Source organism: Micromonospora sp. NPDC047793 (genome assembly GCF_040642635.1).
Lineage (GTDB): Bacteria > Actinomycetota > Actinomycetes > Mycobacteriales > Micromonosporaceae > Micromonospora.
Map to the genome: position 1 here is coordinate 25,719 of NZ_JBEYSG010000012.1, position 21,911 is coordinate 47,629.

The 21,911-nt window shown below is 68.7% G+C and carries 24 protein-coding genes and 1 pseudogene; 13 read left to right on the plus strand and 12 right to left on the minus strand.

Annotation, left to right across the window (positions count from 1 at the left end; translation table 11 throughout):
- Window positions 1-40 precede the first annotated feature (40 nt).
- From ABZ738_RS22180 to ABZ738_RS22190, 3 genes are all read left to right on the plus strand, one after another.
- Entirely contained in the window at window positions 41-712 is a 672-nt protein-coding gene (locus tag ABZ738_RS22180; protein WP_131051501.1) for a response regulator transcription factor, read from the plus strand.
- Window positions 712-1,989 carry a HAMP domain-containing sensor histidine kinase gene (locus ABZ738_RS22185; protein WP_176093444.1) on the plus strand — a complete coding sequence of 426 codons (1,278 nt, stop codon included), beginning with the start codon at window positions 712-714 and terminating at the stop codon, window positions 1,987-1,989. Before ABZ738_RS22180 ends, ABZ738_RS22185 begins: the two co-directional genes overlap by 1 nt.
- An 84-nt stretch (window positions 1,990-2,073) precedes the next feature.
- The gene (locus tag ABZ738_RS22190) at window positions 2,074-2,610 is read left to right on the plus strand and encodes a hypothetical protein (protein WP_176093445.1); all 537 of its coding nucleotides are present in this window, start codon (window positions 2,074-2,076) and stop codon (window positions 2,608-2,610) included.
- A gap of 49 nt (window positions 2,611-2,659) precedes the next feature.
- On the opposite strand, the gene cpt is transcribed toward ABZ738_RS22190, so the two are convergent.
- Window positions 2,660-3,187 (minus strand): chloramphenicol phosphotransferase CPT, encoded by a 528-nt coding sequence (gene cpt / locus ABZ738_RS22195; RefSeq protein ID WP_176093446.1) that lies wholly within the window; start codon window positions 3,185-3,187, stop codon window positions 2,660-2,662.
- Between the two features lie 205 nt (window positions 3,188-3,392).
- On the opposite strand from cpt, the gene ABZ738_RS22200 reads away from it, so the two are divergent.
- Window positions 3,393-3,776: a helix-turn-helix domain-containing protein gene (locus tag ABZ738_RS22200; protein ID WP_357215914.1), complete on the plus strand. Its 384-nt coding sequence runs from the start codon at window positions 3,393-3,395 to the stop codon at window positions 3,774-3,776.
- Between the two features lie 9 nt (window positions 3,777-3,785).
- Here ABZ738_RS22200 and ABZ738_RS22205 read toward each other — a convergent pair whose 3' ends face one another.
- From ABZ738_RS22205 to ABZ738_RS22215, 3 genes are all read right to left on the minus strand, one after another.
- Window positions 3,786-4,172, minus strand: coding sequence for a RidA family protein (locus tag ABZ738_RS22205; RefSeq protein WP_176093448.1), 387 nt, complete (start codon window positions 4,170-4,172; stop codon window positions 3,786-3,788).
- A 148-nt stretch (window positions 4,173-4,320) separates the two neighbouring features.
- A complete protein-coding gene (locus ABZ738_RS22210; RefSeq protein WP_176093449.1) occupies window positions 4,321-5,151 on the minus strand; it encodes an RNA methyltransferase in 831 nt (276 codons plus the stop codon).
- 90 nt (window positions 5,152-5,241) lie between these two features.
- Window positions 5,242-6,075 carry a phytanoyl-CoA dioxygenase family protein gene (locus tag ABZ738_RS22215; RefSeq protein ID WP_131051492.1) on the minus strand — a complete coding sequence of 278 codons (834 nt, stop codon included), beginning with the start codon at window positions 6,073-6,075 and terminating at the stop codon, window positions 5,242-5,244.
- 266 nt (window positions 6,076-6,341) lie between these two features.
- Between ABZ738_RS22215 and ABZ738_RS22220 the strand changes: the two genes are divergently transcribed.
- The gene (locus ABZ738_RS22220; RefSeq protein ID WP_357215919.1) at window positions 6,342-7,109 is read left to right on the plus strand and encodes a serine protease; all 768 of its coding nucleotides are present in this window, start codon (window positions 6,342-6,344) and stop codon (window positions 7,107-7,109) included.
- 115 nt (window positions 7,110-7,224) lie between these two features.
- Here the strand turns inward: ABZ738_RS22220 and ABZ738_RS22225 are convergent, their stop codons facing one another.
- Window positions 7,225-8,154, minus strand: a complete 930-nt coding sequence (locus ABZ738_RS22225) for a WYL domain-containing protein (RefSeq protein WP_254876792.1) — start codon at window positions 8,152-8,154, stop codon at window positions 7,225-7,227.
- Here ABZ738_RS22225 and ABZ738_RS22230 point away from each other — a divergent pair.
- Complete coding sequence (locus ABZ738_RS22230; protein WP_254876793.1) at window positions 8,131-9,174, plus strand: alpha/beta hydrolase; 1,044 nt, start codon at window positions 8,131-8,133, stop codon at window positions 9,172-9,174. The two genes, ABZ738_RS22225 and ABZ738_RS22230, sit on opposite strands and share 24 nt — an antisense overlap.
- 114 nt (window positions 9,175-9,288) lie before the next feature.
- Here the strand turns inward: ABZ738_RS22230 and ABZ738_RS22235 are convergent, their stop codons facing one another.
- On the minus strand, window positions 9,289-9,729 hold the full coding sequence (locus ABZ738_RS22235) for a hypothetical protein (RefSeq protein ID WP_357215924.1): 441 nt from the start codon (window positions 9,727-9,729) through the stop codon (window positions 9,289-9,291).
- A 378-nt stretch (window positions 9,730-10,107) separates the two neighbouring features.
- Between ABZ738_RS22235 and ABZ738_RS22240 the strand changes: the two genes are divergently transcribed.
- The 3 genes from ABZ738_RS22240 (at window position 10,108) to ABZ738_RS22250 (ending at window position 12,805) form a co-directional block, all read left to right on the plus strand.
- Complete coding sequence (locus tag ABZ738_RS22240; protein ID WP_357215927.1) at window positions 10,108-10,554, plus strand: VOC family protein; 447 nt, start codon at window positions 10,108-10,110, stop codon at window positions 10,552-10,554.
- A 285-nt stretch (window positions 10,555-10,839) separates the two neighbouring features.
- Window positions 10,840-11,610, plus strand: a complete 771-nt coding sequence (locus tag ABZ738_RS22245) for a DUF6585 family protein (protein WP_357215930.1) — start codon at window positions 10,840-10,842, stop codon at window positions 11,608-11,610.
- A gap of 337 nt (window positions 11,611-11,947) precedes the next feature.
- On the plus strand, window positions 11,948-12,805 hold the full coding sequence (locus tag ABZ738_RS22250) for a hypothetical protein (protein WP_357215933.1): 858 nt from the start codon (window positions 11,948-11,950) through the stop codon (window positions 12,803-12,805).
- A gap of 607 nt (window positions 12,806-13,412) precedes the next feature.
- Here ABZ738_RS22250 and ABZ738_RS22255 read toward each other — a convergent pair.
- Window positions 13,413-13,991 carry a hypothetical protein gene (locus tag ABZ738_RS22255; RefSeq protein ID WP_357215936.1) on the minus strand — a complete coding sequence of 193 codons (579 nt, stop codon included), beginning with the start codon at window positions 13,989-13,991 and terminating at the stop codon, window positions 13,413-13,415.
- Between the two features lie 209 nt (window positions 13,992-14,200).
- Between ABZ738_RS22255 and ABZ738_RS22260 the strand changes: the two genes are divergently transcribed.
- The 3 genes from ABZ738_RS22260 to ABZ738_RS22270 all read left to right on the plus strand — a co-directional run bounded on the left by ABZ738_RS22260 (window position 14,201) and on the right by ABZ738_RS22270 (window position 16,178).
- The gene (locus ABZ738_RS22260; protein ID WP_131051486.1) at window positions 14,201-14,581 is read left to right on the plus strand and encodes a helix-turn-helix transcriptional regulator; all 381 of its coding nucleotides are present in this window, start codon (window positions 14,201-14,203) and stop codon (window positions 14,579-14,581) included.
- The gene (locus ABZ738_RS22265) at window positions 14,578-15,474 is read left to right on the plus strand and encodes a hypothetical protein (protein WP_176093456.1); all 897 of its coding nucleotides are present in this window, start codon (window positions 14,578-14,580) and stop codon (window positions 15,472-15,474) included. Before ABZ738_RS22260 ends, ABZ738_RS22265 begins: the two co-directional genes overlap by 4 nt.
- A 176-nt stretch (window positions 15,475-15,650) precedes the next feature.
- The gene (locus tag ABZ738_RS22270) at window positions 15,651-16,178 is read left to right on the plus strand and encodes a nuclease (RefSeq protein ID WP_236145570.1); all 528 of its coding nucleotides are present in this window, start codon (window positions 15,651-15,653) and stop codon (window positions 16,176-16,178) included.
- A 51-nt stretch (window positions 16,179-16,229) separates the two neighbouring features.
- On the opposite strand, the pseudogene ABZ738_RS22275 reads toward ABZ738_RS22270, so the two are convergent.
- Window positions 16,230-16,835 (minus strand): annotated as a pseudogene (locus ABZ738_RS22275) (zinc-binding dehydrogenase); the annotation flags it as partial.
- Window positions 16,836-17,164: 329 nt separating this feature from the next.
- Window positions 17,165-18,136: an aldo/keto reductase gene (locus tag ABZ738_RS22280; protein ID WP_176093457.1), complete on the minus strand. Its 972-nt coding sequence runs from the start codon at window positions 18,134-18,136 to the stop codon at window positions 17,165-17,167.
- Between the two features lie 108 nt (window positions 18,137-18,244).
- Here ABZ738_RS22280 and ABZ738_RS22285 point away from each other — a divergent pair, with 108 nt between their 5' ends.
- On the plus strand, window positions 18,245-18,757 hold the full coding sequence (locus ABZ738_RS22285) for a MarR family transcriptional regulator (RefSeq protein ID WP_357215941.1): 513 nt from the start codon (window positions 18,245-18,247) through the stop codon (window positions 18,755-18,757).
- A 61-nt stretch (window positions 18,758-18,818) separates the two neighbouring features.
- On the opposite strand, the gene ABZ738_RS22290 is transcribed toward ABZ738_RS22285, so the two are convergent.
- From ABZ738_RS22290 to ABZ738_RS22300, 3 genes are read right to left on the minus strand one after another with little or no spacing between them, the layout of a single operon-like run.
- Window positions 18,819-20,309, minus strand: coding sequence for a CoA-acylating methylmalonate-semialdehyde dehydrogenase (locus ABZ738_RS22290; RefSeq protein ID WP_357215944.1), 1,491 nt, complete (start codon window positions 20,307-20,309; stop codon window positions 18,819-18,821).
- 50 nt (window positions 20,310-20,359) lie between these two features.
- A complete protein-coding gene (locus ABZ738_RS22295; protein WP_131051478.1) occupies window positions 20,360-20,806 on the minus strand; it encodes a dimethylsulfonioproprionate lyase family protein in 447 nt (148 codons plus the stop codon).
- Entirely contained in the window at window positions 20,803-21,591 is a 789-nt protein-coding gene (locus tag ABZ738_RS22300) for a hypothetical protein (protein WP_131051477.1), read from the minus strand. Before ABZ738_RS22300 ends, ABZ738_RS22295 begins: the two co-directional genes overlap by 4 nt.
- Window positions 21,592-21,911: the final 320 nt, after the last annotated feature.

Genomic DNA, 21,911 nt, shown 5'->3' on the forward strand with positions numbered 1-21,911 from the left:
TGGTTATTGCATCGGCATGGATCTATGGGATCGTGGACACATGCGGGGGGAAAGATCGAACCGGCTACTGCTGGTCGAGGACGACGACGACCTGACCGAGTTACTCACCGAGACGCTCAGCCACGACGGCTACCTCGTCGACCGCGCCTCCGACGGCCAACGCGGACTGCATCTCGGGCTCACCCGACCCTACGACGTCATGGTCATCGACCGTAAGCTGCCCGCCCTCGACGGCCTCGACCTCGTCACCCGGCTACGCGCCCGCGCGATCCCCGCCCGGACCCTCATGCTCACCGCGCTGGGCACCGTCGGCGACCGGATCGCCGGACTCGACGCAGGCGCCGACGACTACCTGATCAAACCCTTCGACCTCGACGAACTCAGCGCCCGCGTCCGGGCCCTGTGCCGACGCACCACCGAGCCGACCCACGTACTCCGTATCGGCGCCGGACTCCTCGACCTCGCACCCCGCGACGCGGTCCTACCCGACGGCACCCGAATAGCCCTGTCCACCCGCGAATTCGAACTACTGCGGGTCCTGGCAGCCCAACCCACCACCGTCCACCCACGAACCACCCTGCGCCGCAGGGTCTTCGAGGAGGCCGCCGCCGCATCCATCGTCGACACCTACGTCTACTACCTCCGCCGCAAACTCGGCCGCACGGTCATACGCACCGTGCACGGCCTCGGCTACCGGCTCGGCACCCTCTGATGCAGGCGACCGACCACGCGATCCTCCGACGGACCCGACTCCGCATCGGCCTGTTCGTCGGCCTGACCATCGGCGCCCTACTACTCCTGGCCGGCGGCATCTCCTACGCGATCCTGGTCCACAGCCAGGAAGCGCAGATCCAACGCGAGTTGGCGTGGGGCACCGCACACGGCTCGATCGCCGGCCCACCCGCCTGCAGCTGGATCTTCCACTACGACGGCACCACCGTGCACACCGGCCTCAACCCACCGCCACCGGGCTTCCCGCTGACCGGCGCACTGGACGCCGTGGCGACCACCCGGACCACCGAGACCACCACGCTCACGCGCAACGGCACCACCTACCACATCCGCACCGAAGCCCGCGGCGACCGCGTGATCCAAGCAGTGTTCGACGCCCGCTTCCAACTGTCCGACCGCCGGCACCTTCTGCTCGCCTTCAGCCTCGCCGCAGCGGTCGGCGTACTCGCCGCCATGCTGACCGGTGTCATCGTCGGCCGCCGCGCCGTCGCACCACTCGCCGAAGCCCTGACCCGACAACGCCGTTTCGTCGCCGACGCCAGCCACGAACTGCGCACCCCGATCGCCCAGGTGCACACCCGAGCCCAACTGATGGCCCGACGAGCCCGCAACGACGGCACCCCCACGAACCTCGACGACCTGGAGCGGCTGATCGGCACCACCCGCCGACTCGGCGAAGTCGTCGACGACCTGCTGCTCTCCGCGCGCCTCGCCGCCGCACCCGCCGACCGGCCACCAGACCCGCCGGTCGACCTCACCGCACTGATCGCGACGACGGTCGCCGCCGAGACCGAACGCGCCGCCGAACGTCAGATCACCCTCGCCCTGGACATCCCCGCCGACCCGCTGCCGGTGCCCGGTGTCGAGTCGGCCCTGCGCCGCGTCGTCGGCGAACTTCTGGCGAACGCGCTGACCCACACCCCCGCAGGAGGCCGGATCACCGTCACGCTGCGGACCGTCGACAACTGCGCCGAACTCGTCATCGCCGACACCGGAAACGGGTTCGACCAGGCGGACGCCAGACGGATCTTCGACCGGTTCCACCGCGGCCCAGGCTCCGGAGACCGCCGATTCGGCCTCGGACTGGCGCTGCTCCAGGAAGTCGTCACGAGCCACCACGGCACCATCGAGGCCGAGGGCCATCCGGCCCGAGGCGCCCGCTTCACGGTGCGCCTTCCCACGCGGTCACCGATCCTCACGCGGAGAGCGGCACGGATCAGGAAGCTCCGGACACGGCAGCTACGAGTCGGTACGTGAACAACTGCCCAGGTGGGCCGCTCGGTCGGCGACCGCCCACCTGGTAGCTTCCTACCGCAGAGCCGCCGCCACCGTGGGAGATCGATGATCGCCGAACACGTCCGCGATGCGGCAGCCACCGCTGTCGTCTTCGGGTTCTTCGCCATGAGTTGGTTCGGCTGGGCACAGGAAGCACCTCCACCGCGCTGGCGCAAGCCACTCGTCGCCGCCTCGATCGCGGCCGTGCTCGTGCTGGTACTCGGAGCACTCGCGGCCTGGCGGCACTGGTCGGATGGCACGTCGTTCACCGCGGAGACCAGCCGCACCTTCGGCATCGTGGTCGGCATCGAATTCGCGCTCGCCGCGCTCGGTGCCGGCATCCTTGCCGCCGTACGCCGCCGCGACATCATCCCGGCCTGGATCGCGTTCGTCGTCGGCGTGCACCTGTTCCCGGTCGCCGCCCTGATCGGCTACCCGCTGATCCACGTGGTGGCGGCGCTGATCACGCTGGTCTCGCTCGCAGCCGTGCCGGTGGCCCGCAACCGTGCCCTGCCGGTCAGCGCGGTCACCGGGCTCGGCACCGGCGGTGTGCTCCTCACGGCCGCCGTCTCCTCCCTGATCATCGCCCTGCTCGGCTACTGAACCGTGTCCCGCTCATAGGGCTCCACGGCGAGTCGGATACCGAGGACTACTACAGGCACGCCACGATCTCGTGGGCACACCGGATCGACTCGGTATGCGTGGTGTCGACCTCCAGGTCGTACACCACGCCCCGGTGAACCACGTCAGCCTGCGCGACGGCCATCCCTCGAATCCGGTCGCCACGGGCGATCTCCCGGCCGGCGGCGACCTCCGCATCGCAGCGGACACCGACCCATCTCACGTCCAGGCCGTCGAGCACGGCCCGCCACCGCTGCTGAGATCCGGCGCCGCCGAGGAAGACGTCATCGATGATGACCCGGGCACCGGCGCCAGCAGTCGCGGCGACCCCGGCCATCCACGCCTCCTGGAGCCGGTCGAACTCCGGCCCGACGATGACGGTGCCGTCTGCGGCAAGCTCGATACTCTCCGGCGAACGCCTGGTCGCGGGCATCGCCTCGATAAGCCGGTCGACCCCCGTGGCGAGCCACGGATCCGGCAGGATCGCCTGGAGACAACGGACGATCCCCGACTTCCCTGCGCTCGATCCGCCGTTGAGCACGATCACCTGCGTGGGCATGAGCTCACGGTACGGTCCCGCACCTGCAGTGTCGCTGGATATCTGGGAGTGTCCGCACGCGCGCCGACCGCCTCGCCGCACTGGCCGCCCGCCCGATCAGCGTCGGGCGCGAACGGCTGCGGCAGTGGCGGCCGACAGGTCGACAGGGGCGCCCAGGAGTCAGAGTCCGGGCGCCCTTTCTCGGGGGTGAACTAGGGTGGGCCGGATGGGGAACAGACAGGAGATCGGCGTGTTGCCGCCCGAGGCCGACCTGGCTCGGGCCGATTCGCTGGCGCGGGAGATCTTCTCGGACATCGCCAACAAGTGGTCTCTTCTCATCATCGAGTTCCTCGGCCTGCGGACCATGCGGTTCAACGAGCTACGCCGCGAGGTGGGCGGCATCAGCCACAAGGTGCTGGCGCAGAACCTTCGTACGTTGGAGCGCAACGGCCTGGTCGAGCGCACCGTGTACCCGACTGTGCCGCCCAGCGTCGACTACTCGCTGACCGAGGCCGGCCAGGCGCTACGCACAGTGGTCGACGGCATGTGCGACTGGACCCAGACATACCTGGGCCACATCGAGGACTCGCGCACACGCTTCCCGAGTTGATCGGTGCGGTTAGTCGATCACGGCCGTCGCCTCGATCTCGACCAAGTGCTCGGGGACGTCCAAGGCCACGATGCCGAACAGCGACGCGGGCGCCTCGATGGTGACACCCAGCTTCGCCGAGGCGCGGGCGATCCCGTCCAGCACCTGCGGCATGAGCTCGGGCTTCCAGTCGACCACGTGCATCGTCAGCTTGACCACGTCAGCGAACGTAGCCCCGACGCCGGCCAGCGCCGTGCCCACATTGAGGTAGCTCTCTTCGACCTGCGTGGCCAGATCGCCGCCTCCCCACGCGACCTGACCGGCGACGTGGACAAGTTTCGAACCCGTTGCCACCGACACCTGCTTGTAGATCGGGATCTCGGGCAACCCGGGTGGATCGATCAAGTGAACAGCCATGAACCGACCGTACGGGCAAGGAGCCAGGCCCGGAAGAGAGCACTTTGCCGAGCCCAGGGCACCTTTTGGTAACCGCGTCGTTCGCCGCTGTGGTTCCGGTCGGATCGACCCCGATGCCATCGTGGCCAGACGTTGAGGCCGGAGGACCCTACCGCCGGGCCACGGCGGCCCGCTGACGTGCCGATTCGTACAGCACGACAGTCGCGGCGGTCGCCGCGTTCAGGGAGCTGGCGGATCCGACCATGGGAATCCGGACGAGTTGGTCGCATGCCTCGCGCCAGCCGGAACTGAGGCCGGTGGTCTCGTTGCCGATCAACGCCAGGGTGGGTTGCGTGAAGTCGTACTCGGCGGCGTCCAGACTGCCGCGCTCATCGGTGCCGACGATGCTCATGCCGATGCCTTGGGCGCGGAGGTCCGCTACCCAGGAGAGAACGGCCTGGTGGGAGGGCACCCGGACCACGGGCACGGCGAACAGCGAGCCGGTGCTCGCCCGGACCGCCTTCGGGTCGTACACGTCGGCGGCGTGGCCGGTGACGATGACACCACCGGCGCCGAAGGCATCCGCCGACCGCACGAGGGTCCCGATGTTGCCGGGGCTGGTGGGCCGGTCGAACACGACGGTGAGCATGGTCGGACCGACCGGGACACGACGCAGGTCGTCCTCCGGCAACGCGACCACGGCCAGCAGCTCGGGAACCGTGTCTGCCTTGCCTCCCAGCTCGTGCATCAGGTCCTGGGAGACGGCGAACGTCTCGGCCCGGACCGCGTCCAGGGTCTCGCGGGCCCAGCCGGACAGCTGAACACTGCTGTCGTAGAGCAGCTCCCTGATCTGCCAGCCGTGTTCGACGGCCATGGTGATCGGCCGTACGCCCTGCACGAGGAACTCGCCACGCCGCTGCCGCTTGGTCCGATTACCGAGGAGAGCTTCCCACTGCTGGAACCGCGCGTTGCGGCCACTGACTCGCAGAACCACTGCCAACCCCGTCTCCGTACTCGCCCATACCCTGCCTGCCACCCGTCACCGGCCTCCGGCTTCCCGGGGTTACCGACACGACTTTCTGCCAGGCGCTCAGGAACGCACGGAGCGAGTCGCCACGGCGCTGCGGTCGGTGCCGTCCCCGTCCGGACCGAGGGCATCCTGTCCGAGACCCCGACGGATCGCGATCTCTACGGGTGAGTATGCGCCATCGGCCCGCTCCAGCTCGTACGGCGCGGCTGGCATCAGCGGCGGTTGCGCCATGAAGCGGGGCCGCGTTCCGTGGTGCGGCTGCGCCGCGTGCACCAGGAACGGGTGGCACAGGAAGACATCACCCGGAGATCCGGTCGCGAGGGCGAGTGGCCGGTGCTCGGACGCCGCCACCAGGTCAGGCGCAAGAGCCAGTCCGCTCGCTCCGTCCTCCCCGTACTTCTCCAGCACCTTCGGCACGTCGAGGTGGGAGCCGACCCGGATCCGGGTCGGGGCGTCCGCCTCACCGACCTCACTGAACAGGAACAGCATCAGCAGTGCCCGCCCTTGGGAGCGCAGATTGGTGAAGTACCAACTCTCGCCCTCCGGCAGATAACTGCCCTCGATGTGCCAGCCCGCGTCGTCCGGCTCCTCCTCGTGCGGGAAGCGCAGCGGAAACGCGCCCAGCGAGTAACGCGGCTCCCAGCGTCCCGCACCGACGAGCAGGTCGTACGCGTGATGGAGGAACGGGGAGTTCGGAGCGGCGGCGAACGGCCCCTGCGCCAAGCCGGGCACCCAGTGCACGGGCTGCGTCCACGTCGCTGAATCGTCCGGGTCGCAGCCCGTCTCCCGCCAGAGCAGCCGCGCGCAGTCCGCCGCGACACGCGGCGCGACGGCGCCCTCCAGCTTGACGAAGCCGTCCCGAAGAAAACGGGATACCAGGGTTTTGTCATCCATACCCCCATCGTGCGACGGCGCCGGCCCCGATCACCCGACACTTTCCGTACCTCTTGTGTCGGGTGCCCACCGGTGCGCCGAGGTCACCAGGATGGCTCCACCCCGACAGCCGTGGCGCGATGCGGAATGCCAGCTCAGTGGACGTGCCGCTCGGGCGTTGCGCAGTGCGCTGTCCGATCCGGCGCGCCGATTGCCTCCGGAATGCAACGAAGATGCCGTCGAGTTCCGTTCTACCTCCGTACCGGTAGATCTTCGAAGGGTGTCAGATGCGTGTGAAACGACTCCTGGTCGCCGTGGTGGCGGTGGCCGCCGTGCTGGTGTCGGCCGCTCCGGCCGCCGCCATCAGCGGCGGTGAACGGGCCGCGCCCGGTGAGTTCCCGTGGATGGTCCGGCTCCTGCCGGTGGGTTGCGGCGGAACCCTCATCCACCCGCAACTGGTGCTCACCGCCCAGCACTGCGTCGATGAACAGCCCGGCGACAGTTTCACCGTCGTCTCGGGCGCCGTCGACCTCAAGCACCCGCGCCGGACGGTGACCCGATCCACCGCCCACATCGGCGGAACCGAGTGGTGGAATGGACCGGACTGGGCGGTGGTCAAGCTGGAGCGGCCACTGGACCTGCCCGTCCTGCGGCTGGCCACCGAGCCCCGACAGGTGCGGACGCTGACCGTGGCGGGCTGGGGCACGAAGAAGTCAGGCGACCCTCAGGAACGTTTTCTCCACAAGGTGAAGCTGCCGTTCCTGCCGGACGAGCAGTGCTTCGACGATCCCTGGTGGGATGAGCACCCCGAGTACCCGAGGTCGACGATCTGCGCGAAGTCGGTGAACCAGAAGAGTCACTGCGCCGGTGACTCCGGTGGGCCCGCCCTGCACCGTCTCCCCAACGGCATCTGGGAGCAGGTCGGCATCGTGAGCGCCGGTTCGGACTGTGACTGGGACAACGGAGAAGAGCCGACCCCCAACTACACCGACGTCGCCTACTTCAGCCAGAGCATCCAACGCGCCGCCGACCAATTGCTCTCACGCTCCAACTGATCACCACCCGGCAGAGGCAGCCCCACCGGACACGGCGCCGACACTCGCGTCGGCGCCGTGTCCGGATCACATCTGAGACCGAGTACGCACGGGCGCCAGCCAGGGCACGCCACGCCTACCCGTATCGTCCGACGAGCGCGTTGCCGATCGAGGCCAGGTGGCCTCGTACTCCCGGAGGGCCGGTCACCTCGATCCATTCGACCAGCCCGGCCAACTCGCCAGCGAGGGTGTGTTCGTCGTTGCCGCGGATCACGACCTCGATGCGGCCGTCGGGCCTGGAACCTCCCACCTCGAGCCGACTGCCGAATCCGATCCGGAGCACGCCTATCCCTTGCGGCGTACACACTGCCTGCACTTCGAGGGGTGTCCGCCTGCGATCGACCTCGTCGGCGATCGCGCGCCAACTCTCGGCGAGGTCGAAGTCGTCGGGCCGGTGCACCGGGTCGCGGGTCGCAACGGCGGTGGACACGCGGTCGATGCGGAAGGTCCGCCGACCGGCGTCGGTGTTGGCGACGAGATACCAGGAGGGGCCTTTGGCCACGATGCCCAGCGGGTGCACGGTGCGCTCGGTTGCAGTGCCGTCGCGGTCGACGTAGCCGAGCCGGACCTGGACGCCACGGATCACCGCGTCCTGGAGCGCGTCGAGGAAGCGAGGCGGTCGGGGCTCGACCCGGCTCCACCCCCATCGCTGCGGGTCCGTGACGAGCGACGACGCTGCCGCCTCGGCCTGCACCCGGAAGGGTTCCGGCAGAGCTCGGACGAGTTTGCGCAGCGCCGCCTTCACGGCCGGCGTCGCGGACGAAGCCGGGCCGGCGACCAGGAAGAGGGCGCGGGCCTCACCCGCGGTCAACCCGGACAGGTCGGTGCGGGCACCGCCCACGAGGCGCCAGCCGCCGCCCCGGCCCTGCACGGAGTACACCGGAACCCCGGCCACACCCAGGGCGTCGAGGTCGCGGCGGGCGGTGCGCTCGGATACCTCCAACTCCCGGGCTACCTCCGCTGCTGTCACCTGCTCGCGCCGTTGCAGCAGCAGGAGGATGGCCATCAACCGGTCGGCTCGCACCCCGCCGACACTTTCACGAAAACCGGTCAGGAGGTGACCGGTATCGGTCGGCAGGATGCCGGCATGACAAACGGTTTTCCCGAGCCCACCCGCATCGCCGTCAACGGGGTGGAACTCGAAGTCTTCGAAGTCGGCCGGCAGCACGCGGGGAACCCCGTCGTGCTCTGTCACGGCTGGCCGGAGCACGCCTTCTCCTGGCGCCATCAGATGCCCGCCCTGGCGGCAGCGGGCTACCACGTCATCGTCCCGAACCAACGAGGCTACGGAAACTCGTCCCGCCCGACCGACGTCACCGACTACGACATCACCCACCTGTCGGGTGACCTCGTCGCACTGCTCGATCACTACGGATACGCCGACGCCACCTTCGTCGGCCACGACTGGGGTGCCGCCGTCGTCTGGGGCCTGACCCTGTTGCATCCGAAGCGGGTCAACAAGGTGATCAACCTGAGCCTGCCGTACCTCGAGCGAGGGGACAGGCCCTGGATCGAGGCCATGGAGGAGATGCTCGGAGGCGACTTCTACTTCGTCCACTTCAACCGGCAGCCGGGCGTCGCGGACGCCGTCTTCGAGGAGAACACGTTCCAGTTCCTGCGGAACCTGTACCGCAGGGACGTGCCCCTCACGGCGCCGCAGCCGGGCAACGCGATGATCAACCTCGCCAGGAGGAAAACCCCACCCGGCGAGCCCATCATGAGCGACAGCGAACTGGCCGTCTTCGTCTCCGCCTTCGAAGCAACCGGATTCACCGGCAGCGTCAACTGGTATCGAAACCTGGACCGCAACTGGCATCTGCTGGCGGACGTGGACCCGATCATCCGACAACCCACCCTCATGATCTACGGCGACCGCGACACGGTCGCGAGGTCGCAGAGACTGACAGATTTCGTGCCGAACGCCGACGTGGTCAGCCTCGATTGCGGTCACTGGATCCAACAGGAGAGGCCGGACGAGACAAACCAGGTGATCCTCGCGTGGCTGGACCAGCGGGATCCCGCCTAGCGCTTTCGCAGCAGATCCGCTGCTTCAGGTCGCGTGAAGGATGTGCGGACCGTCGTCGCTGATCATCCTGCGGGCTGCCCGGGTCGGCGACGACCTGATCGACCCGGCAGCCGGTCAGCGGCGACCGGTGGCCAAGGCGACGAGGTATTGCCCGCCGCCCGCGTCGACACTCGCGGTCACCGGCATCCCGGGCACCAGCCGGGAGAACCGGTCGACCAGCCAGTCCGCCGCCTCCTGGGCATCCTTCCGGCTCGGACAGCGGGCGACCAACTCGCGGCCCCCCTTGCGTTCGAGTCGCTCGGCGACGGCGATCAGCGGTGCGGGCTCCACCACGTGCAGACGGTCCGGCCAGGCGATGACCACCTTGACCGCGCCCTTGCGGGTGTTACAGGCACGATGCGCGAGCCGCTCGGTGACCTTGGCCTTCTTGTCGGCGGTACGGCTGTCGACGCTGGGACCGCGCGGGTCGTTCACCGACATGTGGGCGTCGACCACCTCGTCGCAGACCCAGCATCGCCAGTTGTCACGCCTCGCGACGTCATCGAGGAGACTCATCCGAGCAACCTAGCCTGCCAGCCCCCGGCGAACGACAGGCCGGGCCACAACGAGCACCGCCGGTCGGGAGATGACGATAGGGGAGAGGCCGAGGCAGCCTGGGCCGACGCGAACGAGATCGAGGCAGTTGACTTCGATGTCATGGCGAAGGCCGAGATGCGCGCGGAAGCTCGGCGTCGGGCGGTGAGAGCGAACGAAACGGTGCGGGCTGCTCCCCGAACGCACTTCCCGTGATCCGAAGACCGACACGGTCCTGGACTTCGGCCTCCCCGAGTCATGGATGCATAAGGTGGCGACAGGCCCGGTGAATCGGCTCAGGTGCCGAGAACGCCGACCGGGGCGGAGGCGCTGGTCGGCAGGGCGATTGGAGATCACCTCATGTCATTTGTGCGGCGCTTCGACCACGTCGGCATCACCGTCGCGGATCTCGATGTGGCGTGCGCCTTCTTCGTGGCGCTCGGCCTGCAGGTCGAGGGTAGGACGTTCGTGGAGGGCGAATTCTTGGACACGGTCTGCGGCATTCCCGACTCCCGTACCGAGATCGTCATGCTGACGTCGCCCGACGGCGGCGCCCGCGTGGAGCTCTCAAGGTTCGTGCGGCCCGAGCCTGTAACGGGCTCGCCGACCGCCATGGCCAACGAGCTGGGACTGCGCAACGTGGCCTTCGAGGTCGATGACGTGCAGGCCGTTGTCGAGTGGGCGGCGAATGAGGGTTACGGACTGGTCGGCGGCATCGGTGAGTACGAGGGAGCGTGGCGGATGGCCTACGTCCGAGGGCCGGAAGGGATCATCGTTTCCCTGGCCGAGCGGCTCGGTCAGTCCTGACACCTTGGACCTGCCGTGACGGGAGCACGGCGGGGGATCCACCCCCACGATGGCCCTCGAACCCGCAGGCTCCACTGTGATTACATCCCGGCCGTGCCCGTTCCTGCCGTGGCAGGGCGCGATGTCAGCGAAAGCGGTCTGTCTACCGCCGGAGTCTCTCCGGCCAGCGTCGCTGTTGGTCAGTCTCCGGGACCGGTACTCCTCCTCGGGCCTCTCCAACGACCTGCCAGGCGGCTTCGGCGTCTCCAGAACCTCGACGTGGCCTGGGCGCTCTAGCCTGAAAGCATGTCCGGCTTACCAGACTCGATAGAGGACGCCGCGCGGGAGATCGGATTCGGTCGGGTGGAGAGGGCCTTCCGGCCGACCTACTCGCTCAGCGTCACCTCCACCTTGATCTTCCTCGGGTTCGCAGTGATCTTCGGCTTTGCCACGACCGCAGTCACCGCCACGGTCGGGATCGTGGTCATGGGTGGTCTGACCGGTGCGGCCGTGCTGCTCGCCGGGTGGGGCGCGGTGGACACCCGGCGGCTGATCAGGCGCCGGTTCTACCTGTGCGACGGCGGCCTGCTGGCCGCCGAGGACCACACCCGACTCACCCACGTGATCGCCTGGACCGACATCGCCGAGGTCTGGCGTTACCACCTTCGCATGTACAGCGAGAGCGGCGCGACGACGATGCACCGCTGTCGGTTGCGGCTCGCCGACGGCACCAGGATCAACCTGGAGAAGCCGCCGCTGGTCGACGGTGAGGACCTTGGCGAGCAGGTGGAGCGCCGTTCGGCCTCGGCCCGCCTCCCGCAGGTGCTCGCCGAACTGGAGTCGGCTGGACGCGTCGAGTTCGGGCCGCTCACGGTGACCCCGGACGGGATCGCCTCGGCCGGCGGGTATGCGTCCTTCTCCGACATCGCCGTGGTACGACTGCGTCGGGTTCGGCTCAAGATCTGGATCCGCGGCGCCGAGAAGCCAGTTTCGGTCCAGGTCCGCCGGGTGCCGAACCTGTGGGTGCTGTTGTTGCTCCTCGAACGCAACGGCCTACCGACCGAGATCGATCGGTAACGGACAGCCGAGCACACGCGTCGGGGAAGCAGTGCGACATGCATCCGGAACCCGCCCGAGCACGGGCGACCCTCACTGACGCGCTGCCGCGACAACGACGATCCTCTGCGGTCGCATTCGATCAGTCCAGCGCGACCTCTGGGCCGTCGCCCAGGGGGCAACAAGACCAACAAGTCCCTTCTCAATCGATGTGCATGGATGACAGGAAGGGCGTTGCCCGGGACGGAAACGGTCAGCAACCTGTGCATGACCGAACCCCGAGCAGAAGGAGCGTGACCGTGACCTCCACCCACTCGCCGACCGGTACGGAGTGACGATGCGACGCAAGCTGCTGAGTGTGTTCACCGCGCTGGCGCTCGCCGGTGGCGTGGTAGCGGTACCGGCGAAACCAGCCAGCGCTGCCGTCGACTTGGCGACCATCATCAAGGTCTACGGGTACGTGCAGAAGGCGTACGGGTACTGGAAGTCCCTGCAAGGATTCCTCAACAGCGGCGGCAGCAGTGGCCTGTCGCTGGAGCAGGCGACCCAGGCGATCATCAGCGAGATCCAGACGTCCCGCAACGAGATCGTCTCCCACATGACCTCTATCGCGACGGCAGACGTGCGGGCCTGCGCCGTCCATCACGTCATCGAGTTCGCCGACATCGAGAGGTTCAACGACCAGATCCTGCAGCAGTGGGCGCAGGACGCCACCTCATGCGTCACCCGCATCTCCACCCTCTACACCTCCCTGCCGGCCAACAGCTACGCCGCATGGAACGACCTCGGTGCCGCGTTGGGTGTGGTCGGACCGATCGCCCTCATCGCCCGGACGCGGGCAGGCTTCGGCACCGCCGGCCTGACCGACCTCCTCGTGCAGGCGTTCCAACGGGTGGCCGCCACCTTCCCCGTGAGCTGCGGGATCGTGCCAGAAGGCTTCAACTACAGCGACGAACAGTGGCCGACCTACCCGATCTACATCTCGACCGTTTATACATGCACTTCCGCCGGCTTTTTCCAGATCCCCTACGCCGGTGTCAGCTGGTGGGGATACGCCTGGTGGCAGATCCACGTCTACCTCGACCAGAACTGCCGATGCGCCTCCTCGCATCCGGACTACAGCAACATCGACGGTCAGAACCTGATCGCGGCGACCGAGGCGAAGACGGCCCGGGGAATCGCCCTGGACGCGCTGGCGAAACTACGCAGTCCGTGACACCGCTGGCCCGGCCCCCTGGGTGATGCCGTCGCGGCGGCCCACCGGGTGAGCGAGGACGGGTGACCGGCGCCAAGCCGGTCACCCCACCACGGTGGCGCACCAGAACAACCCTCAATGGCTGCTCGACCTGACGTGTAGCGACCGTGACGAAGCGCTGCCGGCAGTGTCGGTGCCCCTCGTCCTGTACAACACGGTCGCGGCGGCGGACTGCTCCGGCGGTCCCGGCAGTGGCACTGCGCCACGACATGCCGTAACCGGGTCACCGCCTGCGAAACAGCCCCTGGCTCCGCATGCCGGTCAGGCTGCGGGTCGGCGCGTCCCGATAGCCCAGCCGGACCGTGCGTTGACTGGCGGCGATGAATCGACAGCCTGCCTGGCGCCGCCCGGAGACGGCAATGGCGCAACCACGACGACCGCGGTGTGCACCGGGATTCTGGCAGCAGCAGCAGCCGCACGCTGGCGAGTCCTGTAGGCAATGGCGATGCCGAGATCGGGCATGGCGCGCAGTCTGGCCGATGGGTGTGGCGGCAGCGGCTCGGCTGGACGTTGATCTGCTGCCGGTACGGATTGGTGCCAGGTTGATCTGCATGAGGAGGAAGGGGCGTCAGGCGGGGGCGACCTCGCCTTGGGTCAGCTTGAGGTTCGGGAACTCGTATCGTTCCCGCATGGCGGCGGCCAGGTCCGCGGTCGGTTGGTCGACCATGACCATGACGCCGGACCCGTCGGCGCGGGGTGCCACGGACGCGACGGCCACTCCTTCGGTTTGCCAGTACGGGATGTCCTTCTTGATGCTGTCCGACACCTCGTTGAGCACGGTGCGTGGATGCTGCGCGTCGGCGAAGGCCAACTGGATTTCCGGGTGTCGAAGGCGCAGACCGGTGTCGAGTTCGTCCACTCGTGGCACTGGCACGCGGTGGATCACCAGCGCCGCTCCATCGGCGCTCATTCCTGAGTACGAGTTGGTGGGATAGGTGCGTTCGGCGTCCCGGCTCAGCAGATCTCGCGGTGTGTCACCAGAAGCCGTGGAGGGCGTCGTCAGGAGTTCCCGGGTTTGGGCCGGGTTTGGCCCCGCCGGCTGTCCAAGATCGTTGGCTTCGGATCCGGCGCACCCGGCTGTCGCCGCCAGGAAGCTGGCTGCTGCGACCAAGCCGATTCGTTGCAGACGCATGGCAAGAATCAGCATAGCTGCGGACCTGCCGTCCGTGCGGCCGACGGTGAGGTCATCGGGTCAGCTGGTGGCGATGGGGTGTGGTGGCGGTCGACATCGTCATCCCGTGATTGTCCGACGGTGACGCTCGACCGGCGGGCGTGGCGACGCACAGCTCGATCCAGCTCCAGTGGACGGTATGGTCACCCTAGCTGGATACTCATCTAGCTTGTATATTGAGCGTCATGCGATCTACTTCGCGTCCCGCGCTCCGAGAACCGTCGTATTTCGTCCTTGCTGCCCTGCTCGGTGGCCCGCTCCACGGTTATGCCGTGATCAAGCGGGTGACCGAGCTGTCCGACGAGCGGGTGACACTCGCTGCCGGCTCGCTGTATTCGGTGATCGACCGGCTGCTCGGCGAGGGACTCATCACCGCCGATGGTGAAGAGATCGTCAACGGGCGTGCCCGTCGCTACTACCGGCTCACCGACGAGGGTTACCACGTACTCGCCGAGGAAGCCGACCGGCTCGCCCGCGCCGCCCGGGTGGTCATGGACCGCCTGCCGCAAGGGGGTTCCCCCCAGGGGAGCGCCCGACCTTCTATCGGGAGGATCAGACCAGCATGAGTTCTGATGTTCTGGAGAAGCGCTACCGCGTGCTGCTGCGGGCGTACCCGGCCAGCTACCGCCGCGAACGTGCCGACGAGCTGATCGACACGTTGATCGGTGACGAACCGACCACCCGCCGCTGGCCCAGCGTCCGGGAGGCGGCCTCGCTGATCCGGGGCGCCCTCCGGGTACACGGCGGCAGCACCGCGGCGCGACCCACCGCCGTCCTGCTCTGGCAGGGCATCCATCTGGCCGCGATGGCGCTGCTGGCGCTGGGTGTGCTCATCGGCCTGGACGACATCGTCGAGGCGTTCCAGTTCGGCGGACTCTCGGACCCTCTGGCCGTCCTGCGGAATCAGGGCATCCACACGATCATGGTGGGCGCGGCCCTGGTGGCGCTCGTCGCGGGACGTACCCGCACCGCTGCCGTCCTGGTGGTGGCTGCGGCGGTGGTGCCGACCGCGATCTCCCAGTACCTGTTCCTCAACTCCCTGCCACAGTGGTGGGCGCCGGTTCTCGCCACGCCTCTGATCGTGGTGGGCCTGCGGCGTCCGGCGGACGTGCCGCCAGCACCCCGGGTCAACGCCGTTCTGGTCACCGCCGGGATCCTCGCCCTGCACCTGATCTCCGCCGGAGGCTTGCGCAGGGTCGACACGAGCGCACAGATCGTTGCCGCCGGCATGGTGATAGCCGGTGCGGCCGCCTTCCTGTGGGTGGCGACGGCCGACCAGCGCCTGTTGATCGCCGCCGCTCCCACCCTCCTGCTGGGCACGCTCCATCAACTGGGCAACGCCGGGCCGTCGGGGGAACTCCTGTACCGGCCGGACGCCCTGCCGTCCCTGGTCGTCGCGGTCCTCATGGCGATCGGCGCGGTCGTGTCGACCAGGTTGCGGCAGCGCACCCGCGCCTGACCGATCCCCGGGCGGTCCGGCCTCGGCCGGACCGCCCGGGCTGGTAGGCAATACCCTGACCATGAGCACAGTGTTCTCCGGCGCGTCACCGCGCGGGCTCGACCGGTCCGCGCTCGCTGTTCGACTTGAGAGGCACGTCTATGCCCGAAACACCGGAACCCGTCACATATCTCATCGTGGACGGGGAGAACATCGATGCCACGCTCGGCAACAGTGTTCTGGAACGCCGGCCGGCCCCCGCCGAGCGACCCCGGTGGGAGCGTCTGCGGGAGTTCGCGCGGGACACGTGGCAGCGGCCGGTGAAGGGACTGTTCTTCCTCAACGCCTCGGGTGGCGGTCTGCCGATGCCCTTCGTCCGGGCTCTCCTGAGCATGGAGTACCGGCCCATCCCGCTCGCGGGGTCGCCGGATCAGAAGGTGGTGGACATCGGCATCCAGCGGACGTTGGAGGCCATCGCCCGGCGCTCGGGCAATGTCATGCTGGCAAGCCATGACGGCGACTTCCTACCGCAGGTCGGCGAACTCCTGCAACGTGATCATCAGGTCGCGATCGTCGGATTCAAGGAGTTCCTCAACGCCGGCTTCGCCGACCTGCCGGGCCTGCAGATATTCGACATCGAAGAGGACGCGGGCTGCTTCACGAACGTGCTTCCGCGGGTGCGCATCATCGACCTCGAAAGCTTCGATCCCGAGCGCTTCCTGTAGGCCGGACCGCATCCACGGACCGGCCGCAGGGGCGGCCGGCGCCGTACCCCTGGCTCGGTAGGTGCTGTCGATCTTCACCGGTAGGGTGCCGCTGTCGACGAGCCTGTCCAGATCACGCAGGTCCTGTCCGCTGGGACGCATGGACAGGAACCGGTAGGTGAAGTCTCCAGCGCGTGCGCGCCGCCGGGGCCCGCGTGTGGCGAGCCACAGGGCCGTCTCGAGGGCTGCGGCACGCCAGGCGGGCATCGGGTAGTCGTACCGGATCGATCCGGGCGTCGGGGTCGAGGTGATCGTCACGAACCGGCCGCCAGGGGACACCAACTCCAGCAATGCGGTCACCTGAGGACCGCCGACGAGGTCGAAGATCCTGCTGAACCGCGCATGGGCGGCGTCGACGCGTCGGGATCGGTAGTCGATGACCTCGGCGGCGCCGAGGTTACGCAGGAGCGGCTCGGACGCGGCGGAGGCGGTGGTCACCACGTGGGCGCCGGTCCGGGCGGCGAGGGTGGTCGCGAACATGCCCACCATGGTGGAGCCACCGGTGATGAGCAGCCTGTCGTCGGCCTGGACCGCGAGGGCGTCGCGGATGGCCTGGAGGGCGGTGGTGCCGGCCAGCGGGACGGCCGCAGCGGCGGTGAAGTCGAGTGTGCGCGGCATCGGTGCGACCAGGTCTGCCTCGATGGCGACCTTCTCTGCCAGTGCACCGAGGCGTGCCTTGTTGGTGCGGCCGAAGACGGCGTCGCCGACGGCGAGGCTCGTCGCTCGGGAGCCGATGGCCGAAATGAAGGTCTCCAGATCGGGTCGATGTCTGTCTGGTCGGGGCAGACGACGTGCCGTCCAGGCGGGGTCGGGCGGGCACCGGATCGGCGGCGTGCCGGGCGGCTCCACGATCTGACCATCTGCTGACGGCGGACGTGACGACGCTGCTGACCTCGGACAGACCGCCCGGCGATCCGTTGTGCAGCCGCTGCGTGCGTCCACTGTCCTCACCCTTCGATGCCGGCCATGTCGGCCGCGGCGTGTCGATCGCCGGAGGCCGGGGTCAGGTTGTTCAGGCGGGCGATCTGGCCGGCGGTGAGGCGGATGCCGTCGGCGGCGCAGTTCTCCTCAAGTCGGTCGACGCGCCTGGTGCCCGGAATGGGCGCGATGCCCTCACCCTGCGCGAGTAGCCAGGCCAGCGCGATCTGCGCGGGCGTGGCACCCACCTCGCCGGCGACGTCGCGGACCTCCTCGACGATACGCAGGTTGCGGGTGAGGTTGTCGCCGGTGAACCGGGGGTTGGTGCGCCGCCAGTCGGTGGCGTCCAGGCCGTCGAGGGAGCGGATGTCGCCGGTGAGGAAGCCGTGTCCGAGCGGCGAGTAGGGCACGAGGCCGATGCCGAGTTCCCGCAGCGTGCTCAGCACGGCGCCGTCGGGGTCGCGGGTCCACAGCGAGTACTCCGTCTGGACGGCGGCCACCGGATGCACCGTGTGGGCCCGGCGGATCGTCGTCGCCGACGCCTCGGACAGGCCGATGTGGCGCACCTTGCCCGCGACCACCAGTTCGCGCAACGCTCCTACCGTGTCTTCGATGGGGGTGCCGCGGTCGACCCGGTGCTGGTAATAGAGGTCGATGTGATCGGTGCCGAGCCGTCGTAGGGAGCCCTCCACGGCCATGCGGATGTTGGCGGGGGTGCTGTCCGTTCCCGGTCTGCCGGTGTGCGAGACGAGGCCGAACTTGGTGGCCAGGACGACCTCGTCGCGGCGGCCCCTGATCGCGCGACCCACCAGTTCCTCGTTGGTGTACGGCCCGTACACCTCGGCGGTGTCCAGGTGGGTGGCGCCGAGGTCCAGAGCACGCCGGATCGTCCGGATCGACTCGGCTTCGTCGCGGCCGGCTCCGGTGTAGTAGGCCGACATTCCCATGGCCCCGAGGCCGATGCGCGAGACGTCGAGTCCGCCCAGTGAGGTGGTGTGCATTGCGTGGTCCTTCCCGGTCGATCCACCGGCGCCACCCGGCTGACTTGACGCTTCAAGTTCTACCTGCCTGAACTTGAAGCGTCAACAACTGACGCGTAGGGTGCCCTCATGACCAGGGAAGGGGCAGCGGCGAGGTCCACCGGAACCCGGTGGCTGAGTGACGACGAGCGGGCGGCATGGCTGGCCAACTCGGCGATCATGATCAGCCTGCCGGCTGCCCTGGACGCGCGGATGCAACGTGAGTCTGAGCTGACGTTCTTCGAGTACATCGTGCTCTCGGTGCTGTCCGAGGAGCCGGAGCGCACGATGCGGATGAGTCGTCTGGCAGCGCGGGCAGCGGCATCGCTGTCCCGCCTGTCGCACGTCGTCGGTCGGCTGGAGAAACGTGGACTGATCGCGCGCTCACGGATCCCCGGCGCGGGCAGAGCCACCAACGCGACCCTCACCGAGGCCGGCCACCAGGTTGTCGTGGCCGCGGCGCCGGGACATGTCACGGCGGTCCGCGAGTACCTGATCGACCAGCTCGAACCCTGCGACCTGGCGGCCTTGAGCCGCATCGGGACTGCGGTCGAGGCCGCCATCAACCGCGCCACTGCCCCGTCCGGGACATCCGCGCCATAGCCGCGAGGGGCCGGATGCGCTGACCGGCGTAGAAAGGTCCGCGCCGGTCAGCGCCGACCGGTCAGGTGGCGGTGGGGAAGTGGAAGTCCGGGCGGGCCGTCGGGGTGGTGCCCGGCCACCTGGAGGTGACGACCTTGCCACGGGTGTAGAACGCCACGCCCTCCTGGCCGTGGATGTGGGTGTCGCCGAAGAGTGACGCCTTCCAGCCGCCGAAGGAGTGGTAGGCCATCGGCACCGGCAGCGGCACGTTCACCCCGACCATGCCGACCGAGACGGTACGCACGAAACGGCGGGCCGCCGCTCCTGCGGAGGTGAACAGGGCGGTGCCGTTGCCGTACGGGTTGGCGTTGATGATCCTGATCGCCTCGTCCAGGCTCTCGGCCCGCAACACCACCAGCACCGGTCCGAAGATCTCCTGCTGGTACGCCTCCATGTCGGGGGTCACCCGGTCCAGCAGGCACGGGCCGACGAAGTATCCGTTGTCGTGGCCGTCCACCCGCAGGTCCCGGCCGTCGACGACCACTGTGGCCCCGGCCTTCTGCGCACCGTCGACGGAGGTGATGACGCGGTCGCGCGCCTCGTCGGTGACCACCGGACCCATCTGGGACGACACCTGGTCGCCGGGGCCCACCACGATGTCCGTGGCCTCCCGCCTGAGCAGGTCGACCAGTTCGTCACCGGCGTCGCCGACCGCGACCACGGCCGAGATCGCCATGCACCGTTGCCCGGCCGACCCGTACGCCGCCGAGGTGATCTGCCGTGCCGCCTCGGCCAGGTCGGCGTCGGGCAGCACCACGGCGTGGTTCTTCGCTCCGCCCAGCGCCTGCACCCGTTTGCCGGAGGCGGCGGCGCGTTGGTGCACGTGCCGGGCGACCGGGGTGGAACCGACGAACGACACCGCCGCGACGTCCGGGTGGTCGAGCAGCGCGTCGACCGCCTCCCTACCGCCGTGCACCACGTTGAACACGCCGTCGGGCAGGCCCGTGTCGGCGTAGAGCTGCGCGACGAGGTTCGACGCGGACGGGTCGCGTTCGCTGGGCTTGAGGACGAAGGTGTTGCCGCAGGCGATGGCGATGGGATGCATCCACATCGGCACCATCACCGGGAAGTTGAACGGGGTGATGCCGGCGCAGACCCCGAGCGGCGCGCGCAGGGAGTACGAGTCGACACCGGTGGAGACCTGGTCGGAGTAGGCGCCCTTGAGCAGCTGCGGGATGCCGCAGGCGAACTCGACGACCTCCCGGCCCCGGATCACCTCGCCGCGGGCGTCCTCGACGGTCTTGCCGTGTTCGGCGGTGACCAGCCTCGCCAACTCGTCCTCGTGCCGTTCGACCAGGTCACGGAAGCGGAAGAGGACCTTCGCGCGCTGGGACAGGGACACGTCGCCCCACGACTCGAAGGCCCGGGTGGCCGCCGCGACGGCCTGGTCGATCTCGGGCTGGGCGCCGATCGCGACCTGTGCCTGGGGCTCGCCGGTCGCGGGCTGGTACACGGTCGCGTACCCGCTGCCGGCGACGGACGCCCCAGCGATCCAATGTTCGATGCTGCGCACCCTCGTCTCCTTCGTCGATCCACGGTTGCGTCGATGTGCGGTGGGTCCGGCTAGAGCCACCTGGTGCCGATTCCCCGCAGGTCGGGGGTGCTGAAGGAGTACACGAGCTCCATGCCGTCGGCGCTGCCGGTCTCGATGGCGTGGGCGACGCCGGCGGGGATGTACATCGCGGTGCCCGGTCCCGCCTCGAACTCCTCGTCGGCCAGCGTGAACCGGGCCGTCCCGGAGAGCACGTAGTAGAACTCGGCGGAGTCGGCGTGCAGGTGCAGCGGGTGGGCCATCCCGGGTTCCATGCGGTAGACGCCGGTGAGGAACTCGCACTCCGGATCGCCGGTGGTGTCCCGGTCGACGAGACGGTGCACCAGTCCCTCGTCGTCCGGGTTGTGGTTGAGGGCGGAGATCAGTTCGTACTCCAGCTCGTCGCGGCGCACGACGAACGGCGGGCGCGGCGTCCCCGGTGCGCTGCGGCGGTGGCCCTCGTGGGGTAACCGGGTCACCGTTCGGCGTCCACGCTGGTGGCGCCGAGGGGGATCTGCGGGCTGGTGAGTGGTCCGTGGTGCTTGGAGAGGCAGATGGCCTCCCAGCCGGTGACCACGCCGTGGATGACGCCCGGCGCCCAGCACAGGTACTCACCGGCGTGGTACACGTGCTCCGGGTCGGTGGCGCACCAGCCGCCGAGGAAGAAGATCTCCTCGGTGCTGTGGTGGAACTCCAGGGCGGTCTTGGCGAACCTCCGGGGCAGGACGAACAGGATGGTGTCCTTGCCGCTCTCCTCGACCTTGCGCAGCCGGATGCACTGGGTGGGGACCTCGAGGTCGCCGTGGCTGCTGGTGTCGGTGACCCCCGCGAACGCCTCCCGCACCGGCTGCCAGTTGGCCTGGTCGAAGATGTCGACGGTCTCGCCCAGCGGTGTCGACGGTGCCGGTGGTGCGTCCGTGCGGACCTCGAAGGGGGAGTCGGTCCAGAAGATCAACGTGGCGCCGTGCTCCGACGAGATCGGGCCGAGTTCGGTGCCCGAGGGCAGGAAGAGGTAGTGCCCGGGGCGGCACTGGCGCCCGGCGATGGTCAGGTCGCCGTCGCGGACCAGCAGTTCGAGGTCGGCGCCGTTCCAGTGCGCCGGCATGTGCCAGCCGGGCGGGACGTCGACGACCAGCGTCTGCGCTCCGGTCTCCGGGTCGGCGTTGATCTCGCGGGTGAGAAGTCCGAAGGGCAGACCCGCTGCCCGCCACACGCGGTGCGGCACCTGATCGATGATGACCCGTCGCTTACCGGCATGAGTCACGGTGACCTCCTTCACGTTGAGGCGGATTGTATGTAATCCGTGGGAGGGCGTCTAGGTCCGCGAGTGGCACTCGCGCTGGCTTCGCAGCTAGTAGCTCTGGGCTCAGTGCGGCGCTAGGGTGTCGCAAAGTCCATGTATGCAAAGCCTGGCAGGGGTGCACGTGCTCCGGTGCGTGCGGGCGTCTGCCGTGCTGACCGTCGGCTGCCCGCTCCTGACTGATCGGGGTGGCCCCGATCTGGCTGAACGAGGCCTTGACAGCCGGCAACCTGTATACAAACATCGCATCCTGTGATCCGCTTCACCAAGTCAAGTACGCCTGA